The following is a 20,210-nucleotide window of genomic DNA, read 5'->3' as shown; positions in this document are numbered from 1 at the left end:
AATACGAAACATGAAACAGAAACTGATCGTCATCGGTAACGGCATGGCCGGTATGCGCACGGTGGAGGAAATCCTCAGCCGCGACGCCGACATGTACGACATCACCGTGTTCGGCGCGGAGCCTCGCGAGAATTACAACCGCATCATGCTGTCGCCGGTGCTCAGCGGCGAAAAGTCGTTCGAAGATATCATCATCAACTCACGTGAATGGTATGTCGAAAACGACATCACGCTGTTCGCCGGCGATGCGGTGACCGCCATCGATGCGGGTGCCAAGACGGTTTCGTCGTCTCGCGGTCAGACGATGGCTTACGATAAGTTGCTTCTGGCCACGGGCTCGGAACCGTTCATCATTCCCGTGCCGGGCGTGGACTTCGACGGCGTGGTGACGTTCCGCGATCTCGACGACGTCAACCGCATGCTCGACGCCGCCAAGTCCGGCGGACGGGCAGTGGTGATCGGCGGCGGCTTGCTGGGTCTGGAAGCCGCAGTGGGGCTCAAGGCCAACGGCATGGACGTCACCGTTGTGCATTTGATGAACACTTTGATGGAACGCCAGTTGGACGAAGCTGCGGGTTATCTGTTGGCGTCCGAACTGGAAGGGCGCGGATTGACGGTATGCACCGGGGCCAACACCAAAGCCATTTTGGGCGATGGCAAAGTCACGGGCTTGCAGTTGGACGATGGCCGCGTGATCGACGCCGATTTGGTGGTCATGGCGGTCGGTATCAAGCCCAACGTGGCGCTGGCCAAGGACGCCGGGCTCGAAATCGGGCGCGGGGTGATGGTCAACGACCAGATGCAGACCTCAAACCCTGACATCTTCGCCGTCGGCGAATGCGTCGAGCACTGCGGCGCGACCTACGGCCTCGTTGCGCCGCTTTACGAAATGGGCAAGGTCTTGGCCGCACACCTGACCGGCGGCGGTGATGTTGCCTATCAAGGTTCCGTCACCTCGACCAAGTTGAAGGTCACCGGCGTCGATGTGTTCTCGGCGGGCGACTTTTCCGGCGGTGACGGCGCGGAAGACATCGTGTTCCGCGATGCTGCGCGTGGGGTCTACAAACGCATCGTCATTCGCGACGACAAGATCGAAGGGGCGGTTCTGTACGGCGACGCCAAAGATGGCGCGTGGTACTTCCAATTGATGAAGGATGGCGCGGACATTTCCGATTTGCGCGACACCATCGTGTTCGGCCAAGCCTACGCGGGGAGCGCGGGGGGAGGTGCCTGGGCGGACCCTAACGCCGCCGTTGCCGCATTAGCAGACGATGCTGAAATCTGTGGCTGCAACGGCGTGTGCAAGGGCGACATCGTCACCGCGATCACCGAAAACGGCCTGACCAGCTTGGAAGAGGTCAAGGCGCACACCAAGGCTTCTGCTTCGTGCGGTGGCTGTTCCGGGTTGGTGGAACAGTTGTTGGCGGTGACGCTGGGCGACAGCTACCAGGTGCAAACCGTCAAGCCGATGTGCGGCTGCACCACCCATAGCCACGACGACGTGCGCCGCCTGATCGTCGCCAAGGGGATGAAATCGATCCCCGAAGTGATGCAGGAATTGGAATGGTCGACACCCGATGGCTGTTCGAGCTGCCGTCCGGCGCTGAACTATTACCTGCTGTGCGCATGGCCGACGGAATATAGCGATGACAACCAGTCGCGGTTCATCAATGAACGCGTTCACGCCAACATTCAAAAAGACGGCACGTTCTCTGTGGTGCCGCGCATGTGGGGCGGCATGACTTCGGCCAACGAACTGCGCGCCATTGCCGATGTGGTCGACAAGTTCAACATTCCCGCCGTCAAAGTGACCGGTGGCCAGCGCTTGGATTTGTTCGGGGTGCAGAAGAAAGACCTGCCCGCGGTGTGGGCCGATCTGAACGCCGCGGGCATGGTTTCGGGTCACGCCTACGGCAAGTCGTTGCGCACAGTGAAGACCTGCGCGGGCGAACAGTGGTGTCGTTTTGGCACCCAGGATTCCATCGACTTGGGCATTCAGTTGGAAAAAATGACCTGGGGCTCGTGGACGCCGCACAAGTTCAAGATGGCGGTGTCCGGCTGCCCACGCAATTGCGCCGAAGCCACCATCAAGGATTTCGGCGTGGTCGCGGTCGACAGCGGTTTCGAGCTGCACGTTGGCGGCAACGGCGGTATCGAAGTGCGTGTCACCGATTATCTGTGCACCGTGGAAAGCGAAGCGGAAGTGCTGGAATACGCCGGTGCTTACATGCAGCTCTACCGTGAAGAGGCGCGCTATCTGGAACGCACCGCGCCGTGGGTCGAACGGGTCGGCCTGGAACACATCAAAACCCAAATCGTCGAAAACGCTGAGGGACGCAAAGCGCTATACGCCCGGTTCTTGGCATCGCAAGAGGCGCTGCAAGAAGACCCCTGGGCGGAGCGCGCCAAAGGATCAAAAGACGCCCACGAATTCACGCCGCTGAAAATCGTGGCCTAACGTGAAGGAAAACCAACTCATGTGGATGGAAATTGGAACCGTCGCCGACATTCCCAAATTGGGTGCGCGTGTGGTGCAAAGCGCCGCTGGCGACATCGCGGTGTTTCGCACCGCCGACGACGAAATCTTCGCATTGTTCGACAGTTGTCCACACAAGGGCGGCGCGCTCAGCCAGGGTATCGTTCACGGCAAGGCGGTGGCGTGTCCGATGCACAATTGGAACATCGACCTGGTGTCGGGCGAGGTTCAAGGTCCGGACAACGGTTGTTCGCGCACCGTGCCGGTGTCGGTGAACGCCGAAGGGGCGATCCGTTTGCAAATGCCGGATGTGAAGGCTACAGGCACCAATGGCTGACACCGTGCGCACCACTTGTCCCTATTGCGGCGTCGGCTGTGGCGTTCTCGTCACGCCTGCGGGGGATGGGACCTACAGCGTCAAAGGCGACCCAGACCATCCCGCCAACTTTGGAAAGCTATGTTCCAAGGGTTCGGCGTTGGGGGAAACGCTCGACAACGACGGGCGTTTGCTGCACCCGATCGTGGACGGTGCACGCGCCGATTGGGATACGGCGCTGGACCGGGTTGCGCATGAATTCAAGTCGGTCATCGACGAACACGGCCCGGACGCCGTGGCGTTTTACGTCTCCGGCCAATTGATGACCGAAGCCTACTACGTCGCCAACAAGCTGATGAAAGGGTTCATCGGTTCGGCCAACATCGACACCAATTCGCGGCTGTGCATGGCGTCCAGCGTGGTCGGCCACAAACGCGCGTTCGGCTCAGACACGGTGCCGGGCAATTACGAAGATTTGGATCAAGCCGATATGGTGGTGTTGGTGGGCTCCAACCTGGCGTGGTGCCATCCGGTTCTGTATCAGCGGTTGGCCCAAGCCAAAAAGTCGCGCGGCACCCGCGTTGTGGTGATCGATCCGCGCCGCACCGCCACCTGCGACATCGCCGACCAGCACTTGGCGGTGAAGCCCGGAACGGACATTCGGTTGTTCAACGGGCTGCTTTCACACCTTCATGCCCACGGGATGCTCGACGACGATTACGTTTTGCGCCATACCGAAGGCCTGCAAGATGCGCTGCAATCCGCGCGTCACGACGCACCGGACCTCGCCAGCGTGGCGGAGCTGTGTGGATTGAATTCAGCCGATATCGCGAGTTTTTATGCAGCGTTTCGCAATACTGAAAAAGTCGTCACCATTTATAGCCAAGGCGTCAATCAATCGGCGCAAGGCAGCGACAAGGTCAATGCGATCTTGAACTGCCACCTGTTGACCGGGCGTATCGGCAAACCGGGTGCGGGGCCGTTGTCGGTCACCGGCCAACCCAACGCCATGGGCGGTCGCGAGGTCGGCGGATTGGCCAACACCTTGGCCGCGCATATGGATTTCGACGCCGCGTCAATCGATCGCGTCGGGCGGTTTTGGTCCGCGCCGAATATGGCGCAACGTCCTGGGCTCAAAGCCGTGGACATGTTCGAGGCCGTTCACGACGGTCGCATCAAAGCGCTGTGGGTTATGGCCACCAATCCCGCTGTCAGCTTGCCCGACGCCGACCGGGTCCGCGCGGCGTTGGCGGCGTGCCCCTTCGTGGTGGTGTCCGATTGCGTCGCACGCACCGATACCACTGCATTTGCCGATGTCGTGCTGCCTGCCACCACGTGGGGCGAGCGCGACGGCACGGTGACCAATTCCGAACGGCGTATATCCCGTCAACGTCCGTTTCGCATCGCTCCTGGTGAGGCCCGCGAAGACTGGGCAATCGTCTGTGATGTGGCGGCGCGTATGGGCCACGGCAAGGCGTTCGCTTACGACGGTCCGGCTGATATTTTCAGGGAACACGCGGCGCTGTCGGCGTTTGAAAATGACGGTAGCCGCGATTTCGACATCGGCGGATTGCAGGGTTTGGACACGGCGGCTTATGACGATCTGGCCCCGGTTCAGTGGCCGGTTTTGGTTTCAGGGGAGGGCGGCCAGGAGCGCTTGTTCGCGCGGGGTGATTTTTTCACCGCCAACGCGCGGGCACGCTTCCTGGCCGTTCATGCTCAAGCGCCGGTTCAGGCATTGAGCGACGCCTTCCCATTGGTGCTCAACACCGGGCGGGTGCGTGATCAATGGCACACCATGACCCGCACCGGACTCAGCCCGCGCTTGGCGCAGCACCGCGCCGAGCCGTTCGTCGAGATCCATCCAACCGATGCAGCACGCTTCGCGCTTACAGATGGTGGGCTAGCACAGGTGCGAAGCCTCTGGGGCGATGTGCTGGTGCGGGTGCGTGTAGAGGTTGGCCAGCAACTGGGTTCGGTGTTCGCGCCCATTCACTGGAACGACACCAACAGTGCCAACGCTGTCGTCGGTCGACTGGTCAGCCCGGACACCGATCCCTTTTCCGGTCAGCCGGATGCCAAATTCACGCCGGTTGCGATCAATGCATATGCTCCCGCGTGGCATGCCTTGTTGGTGACGCGCACCGCAGTCGATGTCACCGATTGCGCATACTGGACCGCAATCGCTGGTGCGGGCTGCGTCGTCACCGCGATGGCAGGTAATGCCGAAATCGCCGATTGGGAAACCTGGGCGATGGAGCGACTGGGCGGCGAAGATCGTGAATGGCTGAGCTTTTCCGATCCCAAAGGCGGTCGCCACCGTTTCGCCGCGTTGAAGGACGGCCAGCTCGAAGCAGCGATGTTCGTTTCACCCCGCGCCGATTTGCCGAGCCTCGATTGGGTGCAGGGGCAATTCGCCTTGGATGTCCTGGACGACCAAGGCCGTGCCGGTCTGCTGGCCGGACGCGCTCCGGGCGAGACGTTCGATCCGGGACCGATGGTGTGTTCGTGCTTCAGCGTCGGCGTGAATGATCTGCGCCGGGCCATCACCGAGGGCCAAGCGTTGAGCGTCGAAGCAATCGGCGAGTTATTGCAGGCGGGCACCAACTGCGGATCGTGCCGTCCGGAAATTCAGGCTATTTTGGATCGAGAAGCGCCGCAACTTGAGGATCTAGACCCGCATCAAGCCGTTGCGTGATCCAATAAAACGCGCCGTCGCCCGCGCTACGTCCGGTGGCGAGACACGCGCTGAGCAAGTAGCCGCCGGTGGGCGCTTCCCAATCGAGCATTTCGCCCGCGCAAAACACGCCGGGCAGGGCTTTGAGCATATAACCTTCATCCACCGCGTCGAGTTTGACCCCGCCAGCCGTGCTGATGGCTTCTTCCAACGGACGGGTGGCGATCAGCGGAATGGGCAGGGCCTTGATGCCGGCCGCCAAGTGTGCTGTGTCATCGAATGCGTCGGCTGGAAGATATTCGCGCAGCAACGCCGCTTTGACGCCGGAAATGCGCACCGTGCGTTTGAGGTGCGTCGCCATGGATTTCTTGCCGCGCGGTCGGTTGAGCGCTTCGGTCAGTTCCGCCAAGCTGCGGCCGGGTGACAGATCGACGGTGAGTACGGCCTGTCCCTCGCGTTCCAGGGTGTCGCGCAGCGCGGCGGACAAGGTGTAGACCGGGCCGCCTTCCAGCCCGGTTTGGGTCACCACCGCATCGCCGGGCACGGCTTGATCGCCAAAGCTCAAGCGTACGGATTTGAGCGGCGCGCCGGCGAAATGCTCTTTCAGATAGTCGCTCCACGCCACATCGAAGCCGCAGTTCGCGGGGCGCAGGGCGGCGATCTCGACGCCTTTGTCGTGTAGTGGCGTCACCCACGCGCCATCCGATCCCAACTTGGGCCAGCTAGCCCCACCAAGTGCCAGTACGGTGGCATCCGCATGCACCAAGGCCGTGCCGTCGGGCGTTTCAAAATGCAGCGTTGCGTCGGTTTCGTCTTGGGCCCAACCGGTCCATTTGTGGCGCACGTGGATGGTCGCACCGCGGTCTCTGAGCCGGTGCAGCCAGGCGCGCAACAGCGGCGCGGCCTTGAAATCCTTGGGAAACACCCGTCCGCTGGTGCCGACGAAGGTCTCGACGCCCAGCTCATAAGCCCAGGCGCGGATCGCACCGGGCTTGAAATCGGTGAGCGCAGGTTCCAAATGTTCGCGTGAGACACCGAAACGACCGAGAAAGAGCTTGAAGGGCTCGTCATGGGTCAGGTTCAGGCCGCTTTTGCCCGCCATCAGGAATTTGCGCCCCAACGACGGCATGGCGTCGAAGATGTGAACGTGCGCGCCGTGATCGATCAGGGCTTCGGCCGCCATCAAACCGGCAGGGCCGCCGCCGACGATGGCGAACTGAACGTGGGACGGCGTCTCTTTTAAGGTGTTTGTCATGAGCAGACATGTAACACGCATTTGAATGGACGCATACGGGCGTGACGCGTAAAGTCCGCCTCACCATGGCTAAAATGAAAAAACAGACCAAATCCGGGGCGTTGTTCGCCCATCGACCCTATTGGGCGCAGCGCTTCGGCACCGCGCCGTTTCTGCCCATGTCGCGCGCCGAAATGGACGTGCTGGGGTGGGACAGCTGCGACATCATTTTGGTCACCGGCGACGCCTATGTGGATCACCCCAGCTTCGGCATGGCGATCATCGGGCGTCTGTTGGAATCTCAAGGCTTTCGCGTCGGCATCATCGCTCAACCCGATTGGTCCAGCGCCGATGCGTTCAAAACCCTCGGGCCGCCCAACCTGTTTTGGGGTGTGACTGCGGGCAACATGGACAGCATGGTCAACCGCTACACGGCCGACAAGAAAATCCGTCATAACGACAGCTACACGCCGGGCGACGAAGGCGGTAAGCGTCCGGACCGTTCCGTGATCGTCTACGCCCAGCGCTGCCGCGAGGCCTATAAAGAGGTGCCCGTGGTGATCGGCGGGATCGAGGCCTCGTTGCGTCGCATCGCGCATTACGATTATTGGTCGGACAAGGTGCGCCGTTCTGTTCTGCCCGATAGCAAGGCCGACATCTTGGTCTACGGCAATGCCGAACGCGCCATCGTCGACATCGCGCACCGCGTGGCGAAGGGCGAAAGCCCCAAGGACATGCACGACATACGCGGCACCGCGCACATGACCGACGGCGCGCCGGACGGCTATACCGTCATCGATATGACCGACCTGGATCTCGACAATCCCCATGGCAAAACCGACATGGACAAAACCGTGGTGCGCTTGCCGAGCTATGAGCAGGTCAGCGCCGATCCGGTGCTGTACGCCCAGGCGTCGCGGGTGCTGCACCAAGAGAGCAACCCCGGCAACGCACGCGCACTGATCCAGCGCCATGGCGAACGCGACGTGTGGTTGACCCCGCCGCCGATCCCGCTGACCACCCCGGAAATGGATGGCGTGTATGGCCTGCCTTACGCCCGCGCACCGCATCCCAGCTACGGCGATGCGCGCATCCCGGCGTGGGAGATGATCCGCTTTTCCGTCAACATCATGCGCGGGTGTTTCGGCGGTTGTTCGTTCTGTTCGATCACCGAGCACGAAGGCAGAGTGATCCAGAGCCGTTCCGAAGAATCGATCCTCAAGGAAATCGAAGATATTCGCGACAAGGTCGAAGGCTTCACCGGGCACATTTCCGACCTCGGCGGACCGACCGCGAACATGTATCGGTTGGCATGCAAGGACGATGAAATTCAAAAGGTCTGCCGCCGTCCGTCGTGCGTTTATCCCGACATCTGCAAGAACCTCGGCACCAACCACGATCCGTTGATCCACCTCTATCGCAAGGCCCGCGAGATCGAAGGGGTGAAGAAGATCCACATCGCGTCGGGGCTGCGCTACGATTTGGCGGTGAAAAGCCCGGCGTATGTCAAAGAGTTGGTGACCCACCATGTCGGCGGCTATTTGAAGATCGCGCCCGAACACACCGAAGAGGGGCCGCTGTCGAAAATGATGAAGCCCGGCATCGGCACCTACGATCGCTTCAAGCAGATGTTCGACCAGGCCGCCAAGCAGGCGGGTAAGGAATATTACCTGATCCCGTATTTCATCGCCGCGCATCCCGGCACCACCGACGAGGATATGATGAACCTGGCGATCTGGCTCAAGCGCAACAAGCTGCGCGCCGATCAGGTGCAGACCTTCTTGCCCTCGCCGATGTCGCTGTCGGCGGCGATGTATTATTCCGAACGCAACCCGATCAAGCCGATCCACCGTTACGGCAGCGAAGTGGTGCACACCGCCAAGGGCCTCAAACAGCGCCGTCTGCACAAAGCGTTCTTGCGCTATCACGACGCGGAAAACTGGCCGCTGATCCGCGAAGCCTTGGTGCGCATGGGCCGTGAAGACTTGATCGGCCCGTCCAAGAAACACCTCGTCCCCGCATGGCAACCCAAGGGCACCGGCGGGCGTGGTGGCGAGGGCGCGCGCACAGGTCGCAAGAAGGGCGAGCAGACGTTCTTCACCCAGCAAGCGGGGGAAGGACGCCGTCCCAAGCGGTTCGCGAAATCCACCGAAGGGCGTGGCAAGCCCGCGCGCAAAAAGCCGACCAAAGCGCGCTGATACGCGTTTGGCACACCCTTTGCTTCAATCACACCGTGTATGAACCGCCAAGGATGGCGGCGCACGGGCGGGTGCGTTGAAGCAAAGGACTGTCAGATGGATTTTTCCATTGGGAATACGTCGCCGTATGGCGCGGGGTATGGCTGGCGCACGGCGTCGGTGAGCAAAGAAGACCCTCAACAAACGCCCGACCCCGGCGCCGGCGAAAAAAGCCTCGTCGATGAAATTCGCGAGAAGGGATTTCGCACCTACGCCGAGGAAATGGAAGAAAAGAAAAAAGAAGAACTACGCCAAAAAATCCTTAGTGAAATGGGACTTAACGAAGAATCCTTGGCGAAGATGTCGCCTGAACAGCGGGCCCAAATCGAAGATATGATCAACGCCGAAATCGTCAAACGCATGGCTGCCGAAGCAGAGTTGAAGCGCATGGAAAAGGGGCTGCCGAGCCTTCAGGCCGATGCGTCGGGCATGGCGCGCATCGATGGTGCTGGGGTTGGTCTCGGCCCTCTGCTGGCGCTGCAGGAAGCCGAGTTGCAAGCCGAAGGCAAAACACCGGACAAGGACGAAGATGCCGGGTAATTCTTGCCGGGGGCGGTGATTTACTCGCCTAAAACGATGCCTTCGCGCCGGGGGTCGGCGCCGCCGACAAGTCCTTTGTCGCTGATAACAATGGCGTGAATACCGCTGTTGAGGTTGCGAATTTTGGTGTCATGACCCATGGTCGTCAGAACGGTGGATAAGGCCTTCGCGCCGGGCCCTGTTTCGATGTCCACGGTCTTGAACCGTTTGATGACGTGGGGAAGGGAGATGGCAGCTTGTACATCCAAGTTCCAATCCAACACGCCGATGATCGTTTGCGTCACGTATCCGATGATGCGCGAACCGCCCGGCGACCCCACCACCATTTTCAGCTTTCCATCCGGTCCATAGACGATGGTCGGCGACATGGACGATCGTGGGCGTTTGCCCGGCTCGACCCGGTTGGCGACGGGGGCTCCGTCCTTTTCGGGAACGAAGGAAAAATCCGTCAGTTCGTTGTTGAGCAAGAAGCCGCGTGCCATCACCCGTGAGCCGAACCCATTTTCGATGGTGGTGGTCAGCGACACCGCATTGCCGTCACCATCGACGATGGACATGTGTGATGTCGATGGGAATTCGATGGCGTTATCGGGCGTGCGCGTTTGGGCGTTTTGCCATGGTGGCGTTCCGGCTTCGACTGTGTTCGCCGCACGGCCTGGATCGATCAATGCGGCGCGGGCTTTTAGGTATGTCGGGTCGAGCAACCCTTCGGGCATTGCGACGAAATCACTGTCGGCCATGTAGAGGCCGCGATCAGAAAACGCCAAACGGCTGGCTTCGGCGATCAAATGGTGATTTTGGGCGATGGGCTGGGGGATATCAAAATGTTCCAACATGCCGAGAATTTGTCCCACCGTCAGCGCGCCCGATGACGGCGGACCCATGCCGCAGACGTTGTGAGCACGATACGTCACGCACACCGGGGCACGCTCGATGACGCGGTAGCTGGCCAGGTCCGCCTCGCTCAACAGTCCCGGATTGTCCTGCGCGCCGCGCACCGCGGCGACGATGTCACGGGCGATTTCGCCTTTGTAAAACACATCGGGGCCTTGATCGGCGATCAAGCGTAAGGTGTTTGCGTAAGCCGGATTTTTAAGGATCGATCCGGCTTTGAGCGGTGCGCCGTCGGCGTCGAAGAAATAGGCTTGCGTGTCGGGGTAGGTTCCCAGGCGCTCTTGATCCTTGGCGATCAACTGGGCGAGACGCGGCGAGATCTCGAAACCCTCTTGCGCCAGATCGATGGCGGGCTGCAACAACCGCGCCCACGTGAGCTTGCCATAGCGCTGGTGGGCTTCGAACATCAGCTTCAAAGTTCCGGGTGTGCCCACCGATCGCCCGCCGACCACGCCTTCGAAGAATTTCATCGCCGTGCCGTCGGGTTTGACAAACAGATCGGGTGTCGCCGCCATCGGTGCGGTTTCGCGGCCGTCGAGGGTGGTCAAAGCGCCGGACGCGCTGTCGTGGTAGACCAAGAACGCGCCACCGCCCAACCCGCTGCTTTGCGGTTCCACCAACCCCAGCACCATTTGCGTCGCGACCATCGCATCCACCGCGCTGCCGCCGTCTTTGAGCGCCGCGAACCCGGCCTGTGCGGCCAACGGGTTGGCGGCGGATATCATAAACCGCGTCGCCGAGACGGCGGTTTTGCGGATATGCCCGGTGGCGGCTTCGGGGGCGACGTCTTGCGCGCGTGCCAGATGGGGGGGGGAAAGGGGGGCTGCGAAAAAAGCGCACAGCGCAAGTCCGGTGAATAGTCTGCTAGCGGTGCGCATGGTTCCATCCCTCTCTGGTTTGCCTGTTGGTAGACTTAGGGACTTGGCCGATAGACGGCAAGCGCGAGCATATTAAAGTTTACGAACGCACCACACCTCTATATAACTAAAAAATTAGTTTTATATGGAGGTGTTGATCGTGTTTAAGCTCAAGAGGTTGGTTCGGATCGTGATGGCAGCCGTTACGGCGGTGTTGGCGCAAGGCGCCGCAGCGCAAGCGGCCGAGTTGAAGGTGGAGCACGTCACCGACAACGTTTACGCCATCGTCGGGCCGTATGAGCAGCGCAATGCGACCAACTTCGCCAACAATGCCACCTTTGGCTTCGTGGTGACGGACGAGGGCGTGTTGTTGGTCGATCCGGGTGGCAGCTACAAGGGTGCTGCGCAGGTCGATGCGGCGATCAAGACCATCACCGACAAGCCGGTCAAGATCGTCATCAATTCGGGCGGTCAAGACCATCGCTGGCTGGGCAACGGCTATTTCAAGGAGCGCGGCGCGCGCATCATCGCTTCCGAAGACGCCGTCGCCGATCACAAGGAACGCCTCAACGACTATTTTTTCATGCTCACCAACCTGATGGGTAAGGATGCATTGGCGGGCACCGACGCGGTCTATGCCGAAGAAACCTTCGCCAACGAGCTCGACTTGGATTTTGGCGGGCATCGTTTCGAAATCCGCCACGTCGGTTCCGCGCACACGTTGGGCGATGCGTTCATCTGGATGCCCGACACCAAGGTGATGTTCACCGGCGACATCGTTTACGTGGGGCGTATGCTCGGCATCGGCCCGGCGGGCAATACCGCCAGTTGGATCGAAACGTTTGACGCCATGGCGGCATATGATCCCAAACACATCGTGCCGGGCCACGGCCCGGCGACCGACCTGCGCCGCGCCACGCAGGAGACTTACGATTATCTAGTCTATCTGCGCACCATGATCGGGCGGATCATCGAAAACGGCGGTCTCATCGCCGAGGGCGTCAACATCGATCAGTCGATGTTCCAACATTTGGCGGTGTTCGACCAAATCAGCAAACGCAACGCGCAAGCGGTGTTCATGCAGATGGAATTCGAATAACCGCGTCACGATGAAATGAGTGCAGAATATGAGCGCCGATGTTCGCAATTATGCCTTGGTAACGGCGGCCTATTGGGGCTTTACGCTGACCGATGGTGCGCTGCGCATGTTGGTGTTGCTGCACTTTCATACGCTCGGTTACAGCCCGTTCGAAATCGCGCTGCTGTTTCTGCTCTACGAATTCTTCGGCATCGTCACCAACCTGATCGGTGGTTGGGTGGCGTCGCGGTTGGGGTTGAAGGTCACGCTGTTCGCCGGTTTGGCGTTGCAGGTGACGGCCTTGTCGCTGCTGGCGCTGTTCGATCCGAGCTGGCCGGTGTGGTTGGGGGTGTCGTATGTGATGGGCGCGCAGGCACTTTCGGGCATCGCCAAGGACCTCACCAAAATGAGCTCCAAAAGCGCGGTGAAATTGTTGGTGCCCGAAGGCGAACACGGCGCGCTGTTCAAGTGGGTGGCGGTGCTGACGGGGTCGAAAAACGCGCTCAAGGGGATGGGCTTTTTCTTAGGCGGGCTGTTGTTGGCGCTGTTCGGCTTCGCGGGGGCGTTGGCGGCATTGGCGGGCGGTTTGGCGGTGGTGCTGGCGGCGTCGGTGCTGCTGTTGCCGGGGCACATCGGTCAGGCCAAAACCAAGGTTAAGTTTTCGCAGATCTTGTCCAAAAGCCGGGCGATGAATTACCTCTCACTGGCGCGGTTGTTTTTGTTTTGCTCGCGCGACATCTGGTTCGTGGTCGGGTTGCCGCTGTTTTTGTCCGTATCGATGGGCTGGGATCACGCCGAGGTCGGCGGTTACATGGCGGCGTGGGTGATTGCGTACGGTTTCGTGCAGGCGCTTGCCCCCAAACTGGTGCGTAAATCCGCACATGCGCCGGACGGGGCATTGAGTCGCCGTTGGATCTTGATCTTGTTGGCCGTGATGGTGGTCATCACCGCGGCGGTGTGGGCGGACGTGCAGCCGGGTTTGGTGGCGGTGCTAGGATTGGCGGTGTTTGGGTTCGTGTTCGCGGTGAACTCGGCGGTGCATTCGTATCTGGTGTTGGCGTATACCGAGGCCGAGCATGTGGCGCTCAACGTCGGTTTTTATTACATGGCCAACGCGGCCGGGCGCTTGGTAGGTACGTTGCTGTCGGGTCTTGCCTATCAGTGGGGCGGATTGACGCTGTGTTTGGCGATTTCGTCGCTGTTTTTGCTGCTGGCATGGCTATTCAGCCTGGCCTTGCCGCGTCCGACTCAACCTCAGACAGCTTGATCTTAAACAGCTTGTCCGGCGGCAAACCCCGATGACCACGCCCATTGAAAGTTGAAGCCGCCCAGTTCGCCGGTCACATCCACCACTTCGCCGATGAAATAAAGCCCCGGCACGGTCTTGGCTTCCATGGTTTGGGACGACAGATCGCGGGTGTCGACCCCGCCGACGGTCACCTCGGCGGTGCGATATCCTTCCGATCCCGACGGCGTGACGCGCCAGTCGTTGATGCCTTCGGCCACCCGGCGCAACACTTTGTCGCCGGTCTCGATGATGCGCCCCGGGGCACCGTTCCATTCGACGATCAGTTTGGCCAGACGCTTTGGAACAAGGGTCGCAACAACGGTTGCGACATCTTGTTTGGGATTGGTTTCTTTGGCGGTTTTGAGAACCTCAAACGCATCGACTCCGGGCGCGAGGTCGATACGCAGTTCGTCGCCGTCGTTCCAATAGGACGAAATTTGCAAAATCGCCGGACCGCTGAGGCCGCGATGGGTGAACAGTAACGCCTCGCTGAACATCGTTTTGTTGCAGCGAATGCGCGCATCGATGGCGATGCCCGCAAGGTCCTTGATCTGATCGAGCAACGGGCCTGCGAACGTCAGTGGGGCGAGCCCTGCGCGGGTGGGAACGACCCTGAGGCCGAAACGCTTGGCGATTTCGTATCCGAAACCGGTCGCGCCGATTTTAGGGATCGACAAGCCACCGGTGGCGATGACCAAGGATCGACAGGTGAAGGGGCCATGGTCGGTGTGAACCGTAAAGCCGTCGTCATCACGTGCGACGTCCGTGATATGGGTGTTCAACTGTATGTGGGCACCGTGGTTTTTGCAGCGCGTCACCAACAAGTCGATGATGTCCTTGGCCGAGGTGTCGCAAAACAGCTGGCCGTGATCGCGTTCATGATAGGCGATGGCGTGGTTTTGAACCATTTCGATGAAGTCGTGCTGGGTGAAGCGTTTCAGCGCCGAGATGCAAAAGCGCGGATTTTGCGACACGTAATTGTCCGCGGATGCGAACAGATTGGTGAAATTGCAGCGCCCGCCACCGGAAATCCGGATCTTTTCGCCGACGTCTTTGGCGTGGTCGAGCACCCCAACCCGCCGCCCCCGTTCCGACGCGATGCCAGCGCACATCAAACCGGCCGCGCCCGCGCCGATGATGAGGGTGTCAAAACTCTGATTGTTTGAGGTCATGGACTGGTTCGCATGCAATTCGGAAACACTGAAAGTTGAAAAATCGTCGCAATGATATCGAAATCTTGAAAACGGTATCGAGCCACCAAGATGTGGAAGAGAAACAGAGCCAAAGGCGTGGCCACAATCGATTGTTTTATCGGCTTGTTCTTGTCCGTCGCGCAGTGAACCTTGTCGGCGCGGCAAAGTATGTACGGGGTGCCGTGCTTTGAAAAGAGCATCTTTGAGGCCTTGATGGGCTTGCGCATGCCTCTCATGGACGGCTACCCTGGTACAAGATTGCCCCTCAGAGATGAACTGCACACCAAAGTGGTGAAATGGATGGAAACGAAAAATACACCCGCTGAGCCACACGAAAAAGTAACCACATCGGTCTTGGATATGTCCGTTGAAGATATGTCGTTGCCTGAAGCGCTTGACGGTTTCGATTTGACCGATGGGTTGGAGCGTATGCTTGGCAGCCCCGAAATTTATCTCAAATTCATGCTGAAGTTCGTCCAAGATCACGCCGACGACGCTCGCGGTGTCCGTGAAAACCTGCAAAAAGGCGATCGCGACACCGCCCAACGGTTGGCGCACACGGTCAAAGGGGTCTCGGGCAATCTGTCGGCCCATGACCTCTATGCGGCGGCAAGCCGGTTGAGCGATCAGATCAAGCAAGGCGTGGAGGACTTGGACGGGGCTTTGGACGCGTTCGAGAGCGAATTGAAACGTGCTGTTGCGGCGGTGCACTCGCTTAACAAGGTGTGATGCACGCCCATTCCGCCGTATGGTTGCATTCAATCTATTAATCTAAAAGCAACATTTCCTTAAATTCTTTAGGCTTTTATTGAAACAGAATGATAGTCTGCCTTCATAGACGCAGAAGCGTCGTGAACGTGTCGATTAGAAGAGTTGACCGAAGGAAGCTGATTTGGAAGGTCATTACCCCTTTCAAGCCGGGCAAACGGGGGCCTTAGGGCACCCGGGACAACCTGGGCAAGCCGAGCACATCGCAACCACCACCGTCCGTGTTCCATCGGGCGCAGGCACTTTAGAGATGCCGGGGGGTGGTGCTTTTTTGCGTGCTGATTTTTCCCGTGAAGGCTTTGATCTGATCCTTGACGCCGGGTCGCTTGGAACCATCGTTGTTCCCGATTATTTTTTACGTCTGTCGCCGCCCGATTTGGTGTCTGCGGAAGGCGCTGTGTTGCCGCATCACATCGTGCGCACGCTGGCCGGACCGATGGCGCCGGCACAGGTGGCGCAAATCGGCATCGGTTCCGCACAGGCCGCGACCACGACGGTGGCGTCGGGCTCGTCCATCGGCACCGTCAGCGAAGCGCAGGGCGCGGTGACTGTGCTGCATCCTGACGGCACCGAAGCGATGTTGGTGACGGGCGATCCGATTTTCCAAGGCGACGTTTTGGTTACCGGTAAAGACGGCTCCGTCAGCGTGATCTTTGTCGACGATACTGTGTTTTCGCTCGATGCCGATGGGCGCATGGTCATGGACGAAATGGTCTACGACCCCGGCACTCAAACGGGCACCTTCAACGCCATGGTCGTGCAGGGTGTGTTTTCGTTCGTCAGCGGCCAAGTGGCGAAAACCTCGCCGGATGGCATGGTGGTCAACACCCCCACCGCGACCATCGGCATTCGCGGCTCGACCGCGGTTGGTAACGCTGCACCAGAGGGGACGGAAAATAAGATCACCCTGGTCCGCGACGTGGACGGCAACGTCGGTGAGATCATCATCACCAACGTTACGGGTTCGTTGGTGCTCAATCAGGACGGGGCTTCGACCACGGTGTTCAGCGCCAACGCCGCGCTGGGCCCGATGCAAATCCTGTCGCAGCAAGACATTCAAAAAAGCTTTGGCGGCAATTTGACGCGATTGGTGAAAACCGTCGCCAAGCAAGCTGAACAAAAGGCCGAACAAGCGCAGGAAAAGGCCCAGCAAGCCGAAGATGCCGCCGCTGCCGCCAAAGCCGATGCCGATGCCGCCAAAGCCGAGGCCGACGCTGCCAAGGCCGAAGCCGCGGCTGCCAAGGCCGACGCCGAAGCCGCCATCGCTGATGCCGAAGCCAAAGGCGACGAGCAGGCGTTGGCGGAAGCGCAAGCCAAAGCCGCCGCCGCCGAAGAAGCCGCCAAAGCCGCCGAAGAAGCCGCCAAGGCCGCCGCCGCCGCAGAACAACAAGCGGCTGCCGCCGAGGTCGAGGCCCAGCAAGCGGCGGTCGAGGCGGAGCAGGCCAACACCTTCAACTCCATGGCGTCGGCAGCGCTGAACGTGCAAGTGGCGGCCGAAACGGCTGCGCAGCAAAATCAGGCAAACACACAAGCCGATAAGGCCGATACGGCGCAAAAAGCCGACACCGTGACCGAAAACGGAGGCAACGCCAACGGCAACGATCAAAACAATCAAAACGGTGACCAGTCCCCAGCGCCGCAACCGGACTCTCAGTTGATCCCCGAATTTGATCTGGGGCAGGAGCCCGACCCCTTGCTGGACCCGGATTTCTTGCTTCAAGATCAACCTTTCTCAGGGCCGTTCACGACATCGGAACCTGACACCCAGAATCAACAGCAGGACGAGCCGACGCAGCAGCCCAATCGGACACCGACTGCAATCGACGAAATCTTGGCCGATGTGGACGAGGATTCAGGTCCCCTGACGGGCTATGTGCTCGCCACCGATGCAGACGGCGATCATCTGACGTTCAAGGCCGGCGAGGCGAGCGGCGGCACGTTGACCATGGACAGCGACGGACATTACTCCTTCGCACTGGACGCCAATTATTCCGGTTCGGCGTGGTTCACCTATACGGTCAGCGACGGCGAAAGCACGTCGGAGCCCGCGACGGTCAGCGTCACGGTGAAGCCGGTCAACGATCCACCAACTGTCGACGATACCAGCGTCAGCGGCAGCGAAGACCAGAGCATTTCAGGATCGGTTGCGGGCCAGGATGTGGAAAGCGATTCGCTGACCTATAGCTTGGCTAGCCAAGGTACTCACGGCACCGCGACGGTGAACGCCGACGGCACCTATACTTACGTTCCCAATGCCAATTATACGGGTACGGACAGCTTTTCCGTGACGGCGTCGGACGGTAACGGCGGCACCGCGACCGCGACGGTGACGGTCAACGTCGCCGCCGTCAATGACGTGCCGACCTTCGCCAATACAAACATCAGCACGGCCGAAGACCAGAGTGTGTCCGGAACTTTTTCGGCCACGGACATAGATGCCGATACGCTCACCTACGGTCTTGGCGCACAAGGTACAAACGGTACGGCAACGGTCAATCCTGATGGTTCTTACACTTACGTGCCCAATGCCAATTTTGCGGGCACGGACAGCTTTACGGTCACCGTTTCGGACGGCAACGGCGGCACGGCGACGAGCACGGTTTCGGTTTCGGTTGCGGCCGTCAACGATGCGCCGGTGGTTGATGGGACGCTGGCCGATACTATGCTCATCGGCGGCGAGATCATTTTTCAAACGACACACTTCAGCGCCACCGACGTCGACAACACTGCAGCGCAACTGACCTATAGCGTCGGAACCGTTCCGGCGAACGGCTCGGTCCAGGTATTTGACGGCACGGCCTGGGCCGCCTTGGCAGTCAACGGCACCTTCACCCAGGCCGACCTTGCGGCGGGCAATGTCAAATATGTTCATGGCGGGGGTGACGCGACACCCGACAGCTTCACCTTCACCGTTTCTGATGGTGCGAACACCACGACCACTTCAACTGTAACCCTTTCTTTTGTCTCAGACCTACCAGTGGCAGCGGCAGATTCCATCGCTGCGGTACAAGATGTCATTACATATATTCCGTTTTCGGCATTGCTTGGTAACGATGACAGTTCAGCCAGGGGATCTCTCGAAGTTGCGTCTGTAACATCTGGCGCGAACGGCACTGTAGAAATTCTTGGAAATTACGTTCTTTTCACGCCAACTCCTGGCTACACAGGTTCGGCTGATTTTACCTATACCGTAACAGATGGCATTCACACTTCCGTAACCCAGACGCCGGTGAATTTAACGGTTGGCGCTGTGACAGTATTTACGGGATCTGCGATAACAGGGACCACTGCAAACGATTTAATTCATGGCACCGTTGGCAATGATGTTCTTTCTGGCGGCGACGGCTACGACATCATCGACGGCGGCGACGGCAACGACACGCTCAGCAGCAATCACCATGGCAGTGAGATGACAGGTGGGCTGGGCACCAACAGCCTGACGGGGTCGATCTATTTGACGCTCAATGGCGTGACGCAAATCGACACCGCCGTGTATGCCGGCACGCAGGCCGATTACACCATCACGCAAAACGCCGATTACACCTATACGATCACCGGGGTCGGTATCAACGACACCCTGACCAATATGGATCAGTTGAAGTTCCTCAACAACGGCGGCACGGCAAGCTACTATCAATTGGGTGTGAAAGCCCTTTTGCACAGCACCGACATCACCGCCAGTGGCGGCGACGGCAACGATCACATCACGGGCACGACGGGTGCCGATACGATCTCGACGGGTCTGGGCGACGACATCGTTATTGGCGGCGACGGCTACGACATCATCGACGGCGGGGCGGGCAACGACACGCTCAGCAGCAATCACCATGGCAGTGAGATGACGGGTGGTCTGGGCGTCAACAGCCTTACGGGGTCGATCTATCTGACGCTCAATGGCGTGACGCAAATCGACACCGCCGTGTATGCCGGCGCGCAGGCCGATTACACCATCACGCAAAACGCCGATTACACCTATACGATCACCGGGGTCGGTATCAACGATACCTTGACCTATATGGATCAGTTGAAGTTTCTCAACAACGGCGGCACGGCCACGTTCTATCAATTGGGTGTGAAAGCCCTTTTGCACAGCACCGACATCACCGCCAGTGGCGGCGACGGCAACGATCACATCACGGGCACGACGGGGGCCGATACGATCTCGACGGGTCTGGGCGACGACATCGTTATTGGCGGCGACGGCTACGACATCATCGACGGCGGGGCGGGCAACGACACGCTCAGCAGCAATCAGCACGGCAGTGAGATGACGGGTGGGCTGGGCACCAACAGCCTGACGGGGTCGATCTATCTGACGCTCAACGACGTTGTGCAGATCGACACCGCCGTCTATGCCGGCGCGCAGGCCGAATACACCATCACGCAAAACGCCGATTACACCTATACGATCACCGGCACAGGTATCAACGATACCCTGACCCATATGGATCAGTTGAAGTTCCTCAACAACGGCGGCACGGCCACGTTCTATCAATTGGGCCGTCAAGCGACCTTGCATGGCACCGGCAGCACAGCCAGTGGCGGCGATGGAAAAGATCACATCACGGGCACGACGGGTGCCGATACGATCTCGACGGGTCTGGGCGACGACATCGTTATTGGCGGCGACGGCTACGACATCATCGACGGCG

13 protein-coding genes are annotated in these 20,210 nt (G+C 59.8%); 9 read left to right on the top strand and 4 right to left on the bottom strand.

The annotated features are described in order from the left end of the window. The first annotated feature begins 10 nt into the window (after positions 1-10). Genes nirB through VIN96_RS15035 form a run of 3 tightly spaced genes read left to right on the top strand, consistent with a single transcriptional unit; the run spans position 11 to position 5,490 of the window. Positions 11-2,458 carry a nitrite reductase large subunit NirB gene (gene nirB, locus VIN96_RS15045; protein WP_331897269.1) on the top strand — a complete coding sequence of 816 codons (2,448 nt, stop codon included), beginning with the start codon at positions 11-13 and terminating at the stop codon, positions 2,456-2,458. A 19-nt stretch (positions 2,459-2,477) separates the two neighbouring features. Further along, the gene (gene nirD / locus VIN96_RS15040; protein WP_331897268.1) at positions 2,478-2,813 is read left to right on the top strand and encodes a nitrite reductase small subunit NirD; all 336 of its coding nucleotides are present in this window, start codon (positions 2,478-2,480) and stop codon (positions 2,811-2,813) included. Continuing rightward, complete coding sequence (locus VIN96_RS15035; RefSeq protein ID WP_331897266.1) at positions 2,806-5,490, top strand: molybdopterin-dependent oxidoreductase; 2,685 nt, start codon at positions 2,806-2,808, stop codon at positions 5,488-5,490. The genes nirD and VIN96_RS15035 overlap by 8 nt, the downstream gene beginning before the upstream one ends. Here the strand turns inward: VIN96_RS15035 and VIN96_RS15030 are convergent. Further along, positions 5,429-6,724 (bottom strand): TIGR03862 family flavoprotein, encoded by a 1,296-nt coding sequence (locus VIN96_RS15030; RefSeq protein WP_331897264.1) that lies wholly within the window; start codon positions 6,722-6,724, stop codon positions 5,429-5,431. The two genes, VIN96_RS15035 and VIN96_RS15030, sit on opposite strands and share 62 nt — an antisense overlap. A gap of 74 nt (positions 6,725-6,798) precedes the next feature. Here VIN96_RS15030 and VIN96_RS15025 point away from each other — a divergent pair, with 74 nt between their 5' ends. Then, on the top strand, positions 6,799-8,901 hold the full coding sequence (locus VIN96_RS15025; protein WP_414675627.1) for a YgiQ family radical SAM protein: 2,103 nt from the start codon (positions 6,799-6,801) through the stop codon (positions 8,899-8,901). Between the two features lie 96 nt (positions 8,902-8,997). Beyond that, the gene (locus tag VIN96_RS15020) at positions 8,998-9,480 is read left to right on the top strand and encodes a hypothetical protein (RefSeq protein WP_331897262.1); all 483 of its coding nucleotides are present in this window, start codon (positions 8,998-9,000) and stop codon (positions 9,478-9,480) included. Positions 9,481-9,500: 20 nt separating this feature from the next. Here VIN96_RS15020 and ggt read toward each other — a convergent pair whose 3' ends face one another. Further along, entirely contained in the window at positions 9,501-11,252 is a 1,752-nt protein-coding gene (gene ggt / locus VIN96_RS15015) for a gamma-glutamyltransferase (RefSeq protein ID WP_331897260.1), read from the bottom strand. 139 nt (positions 11,253-11,391) lie between these two features. Between ggt and VIN96_RS15010 the strand changes: the two genes are divergently transcribed. Both VIN96_RS15010 and arsJ read left to right on the top strand, forming a co-directional pair. After that, positions 11,392-12,330, top strand: coding sequence for an MBL fold metallo-hydrolase (locus VIN96_RS15010; protein ID WP_331897258.1), 939 nt, complete (start codon positions 11,392-11,394; stop codon positions 12,328-12,330). A gap of 28 nt (positions 12,331-12,358) precedes the next feature. Then, complete coding sequence (gene arsJ, locus VIN96_RS15005) at positions 12,359-13,576, top strand: organoarsenical effux MFS transporter ArsJ (protein ID WP_331897256.1); 1,218 nt, start codon at positions 12,359-12,361, stop codon at positions 13,574-13,576. 2 nt (positions 13,577-13,578) lie between these two features. On the opposite strand, the gene VIN96_RS15000 is transcribed toward arsJ, so the two are convergent. Both VIN96_RS15000 and VIN96_RS14995 read right to left on the bottom strand, forming a co-directional pair. Continuing rightward, positions 13,579-14,769 carry an NAD(P)/FAD-dependent oxidoreductase gene (locus VIN96_RS15000; RefSeq protein WP_331897254.1) on the bottom strand — a complete coding sequence of 397 codons (1,191 nt, stop codon included), beginning with the start codon at positions 14,767-14,769 and terminating at the stop codon, positions 13,579-13,581. Beyond that, the gene (locus VIN96_RS14995; protein ID WP_331897252.1) at positions 14,766-15,017 is read right to left on the bottom strand and encodes a hypothetical protein; all 252 of its coding nucleotides are present in this window, start codon (positions 15,015-15,017) and stop codon (positions 14,766-14,768) included. The genes VIN96_RS15000 and VIN96_RS14995 overlap by 4 nt, the downstream gene beginning before the upstream one ends. Before the next feature lie 133 nt (positions 15,018-15,150). Here VIN96_RS14995 and VIN96_RS14990 point away from each other — a divergent pair, with 133 nt between their 5' ends. Further along, positions 15,151-15,519, top strand: a complete 369-nt coding sequence (locus VIN96_RS14990) for an Hpt domain-containing protein (RefSeq protein ID WP_331897250.1) — start codon at positions 15,151-15,153, stop codon at positions 15,517-15,519. A gap of 163 nt (positions 15,520-15,682) precedes the next feature. Beyond that, positions 15,683-20,210 (top strand): tandem-95 repeat protein (locus VIN96_RS14985; RefSeq protein WP_331897248.1); only part of this gene is annotated, 4,528 nt, incomplete at its 3' end.

Origin of the sequence: Magnetovibrio sp., from assembly GCF_036568125.1 — a bacterium.
GTDB lineage: Bacteria > Pseudomonadota > Alphaproteobacteria > Rhodospirillales > Magnetovibrionaceae > Magnetovibrio.
The sequence above is the reverse complement of the archived record's forward strand: the minus strand, read 5'-3'. Positions and strand labels throughout refer to the sequence as shown.

What these genes read in the sequence shown, in the direction of transcription:
- nirB (WP_331897269.1), top strand. Translation starts at nt 11, where the DNA reads ATGAAACAGAAACTGATCGTCATCGGTAACGGCATGGCCGGTATGCGC.
- nirD (WP_331897268.1), top strand. Translation starts at nt 2,478, where the DNA reads ATGTGGATGGAAATTGGAACCGTCGCCGACATTCCCAAATTGGGTGCG.
- VIN96_RS15035 (WP_331897266.1), top strand. Translation starts at nt 2,806, where the DNA reads ATGGCTGACACCGTGCGCACCACTTGTCCCTATTGCGGCGTCGGCTGT.
- VIN96_RS15030 (WP_331897264.1), bottom strand. Translation starts at nt 6,724, where the DNA reads ATGACAAACACCTTAAAAGAGACGCCGTCCCACGTTCAGTTCGCCATC.
- VIN96_RS15025 (WP_414675627.1), top strand. Translation starts at nt 6,799, where the DNA reads ATGAAAAAACAGACCAAATCCGGGGCGTTGTTCGCCCATCGACCCTAT.
- VIN96_RS15020 (WP_331897262.1), top strand. Translation starts at nt 8,998, where the DNA reads ATGGATTTTTCCATTGGGAATACGTCGCCGTATGGCGCGGGGTATGGC.
- ggt (WP_331897260.1), bottom strand. Translation starts at nt 11,252, where the DNA reads ATGCGCACCGCTAGCAGACTATTCACCGGACTTGCGCTGTGCGCTTTT.
- arsJ (WP_331897256.1), top strand. Translation starts at nt 12,359, where the DNA reads ATGAGCGCCGATGTTCGCAATTATGCCTTGGTAACGGCGGCCTATTGG.
- VIN96_RS15000 (WP_331897254.1), bottom strand. Translation starts at nt 14,769, where the DNA reads ATGACCTCAAACAATCAGAGTTTTGACACCCTCATCATCGGCGCGGGC.
- VIN96_RS14995 (WP_331897252.1), bottom strand. Translation starts at nt 15,017, where the DNA reads ATGCGCAAGCCCATCAAGGCCTCAAAGATGCTCTTTTCAAAGCACGGC.
- VIN96_RS14990 (WP_331897250.1), top strand. Translation starts at nt 15,151, where the DNA reads ATGTCCGTTGAAGATATGTCGTTGCCTGAAGCGCTTGACGGTTTCGAT.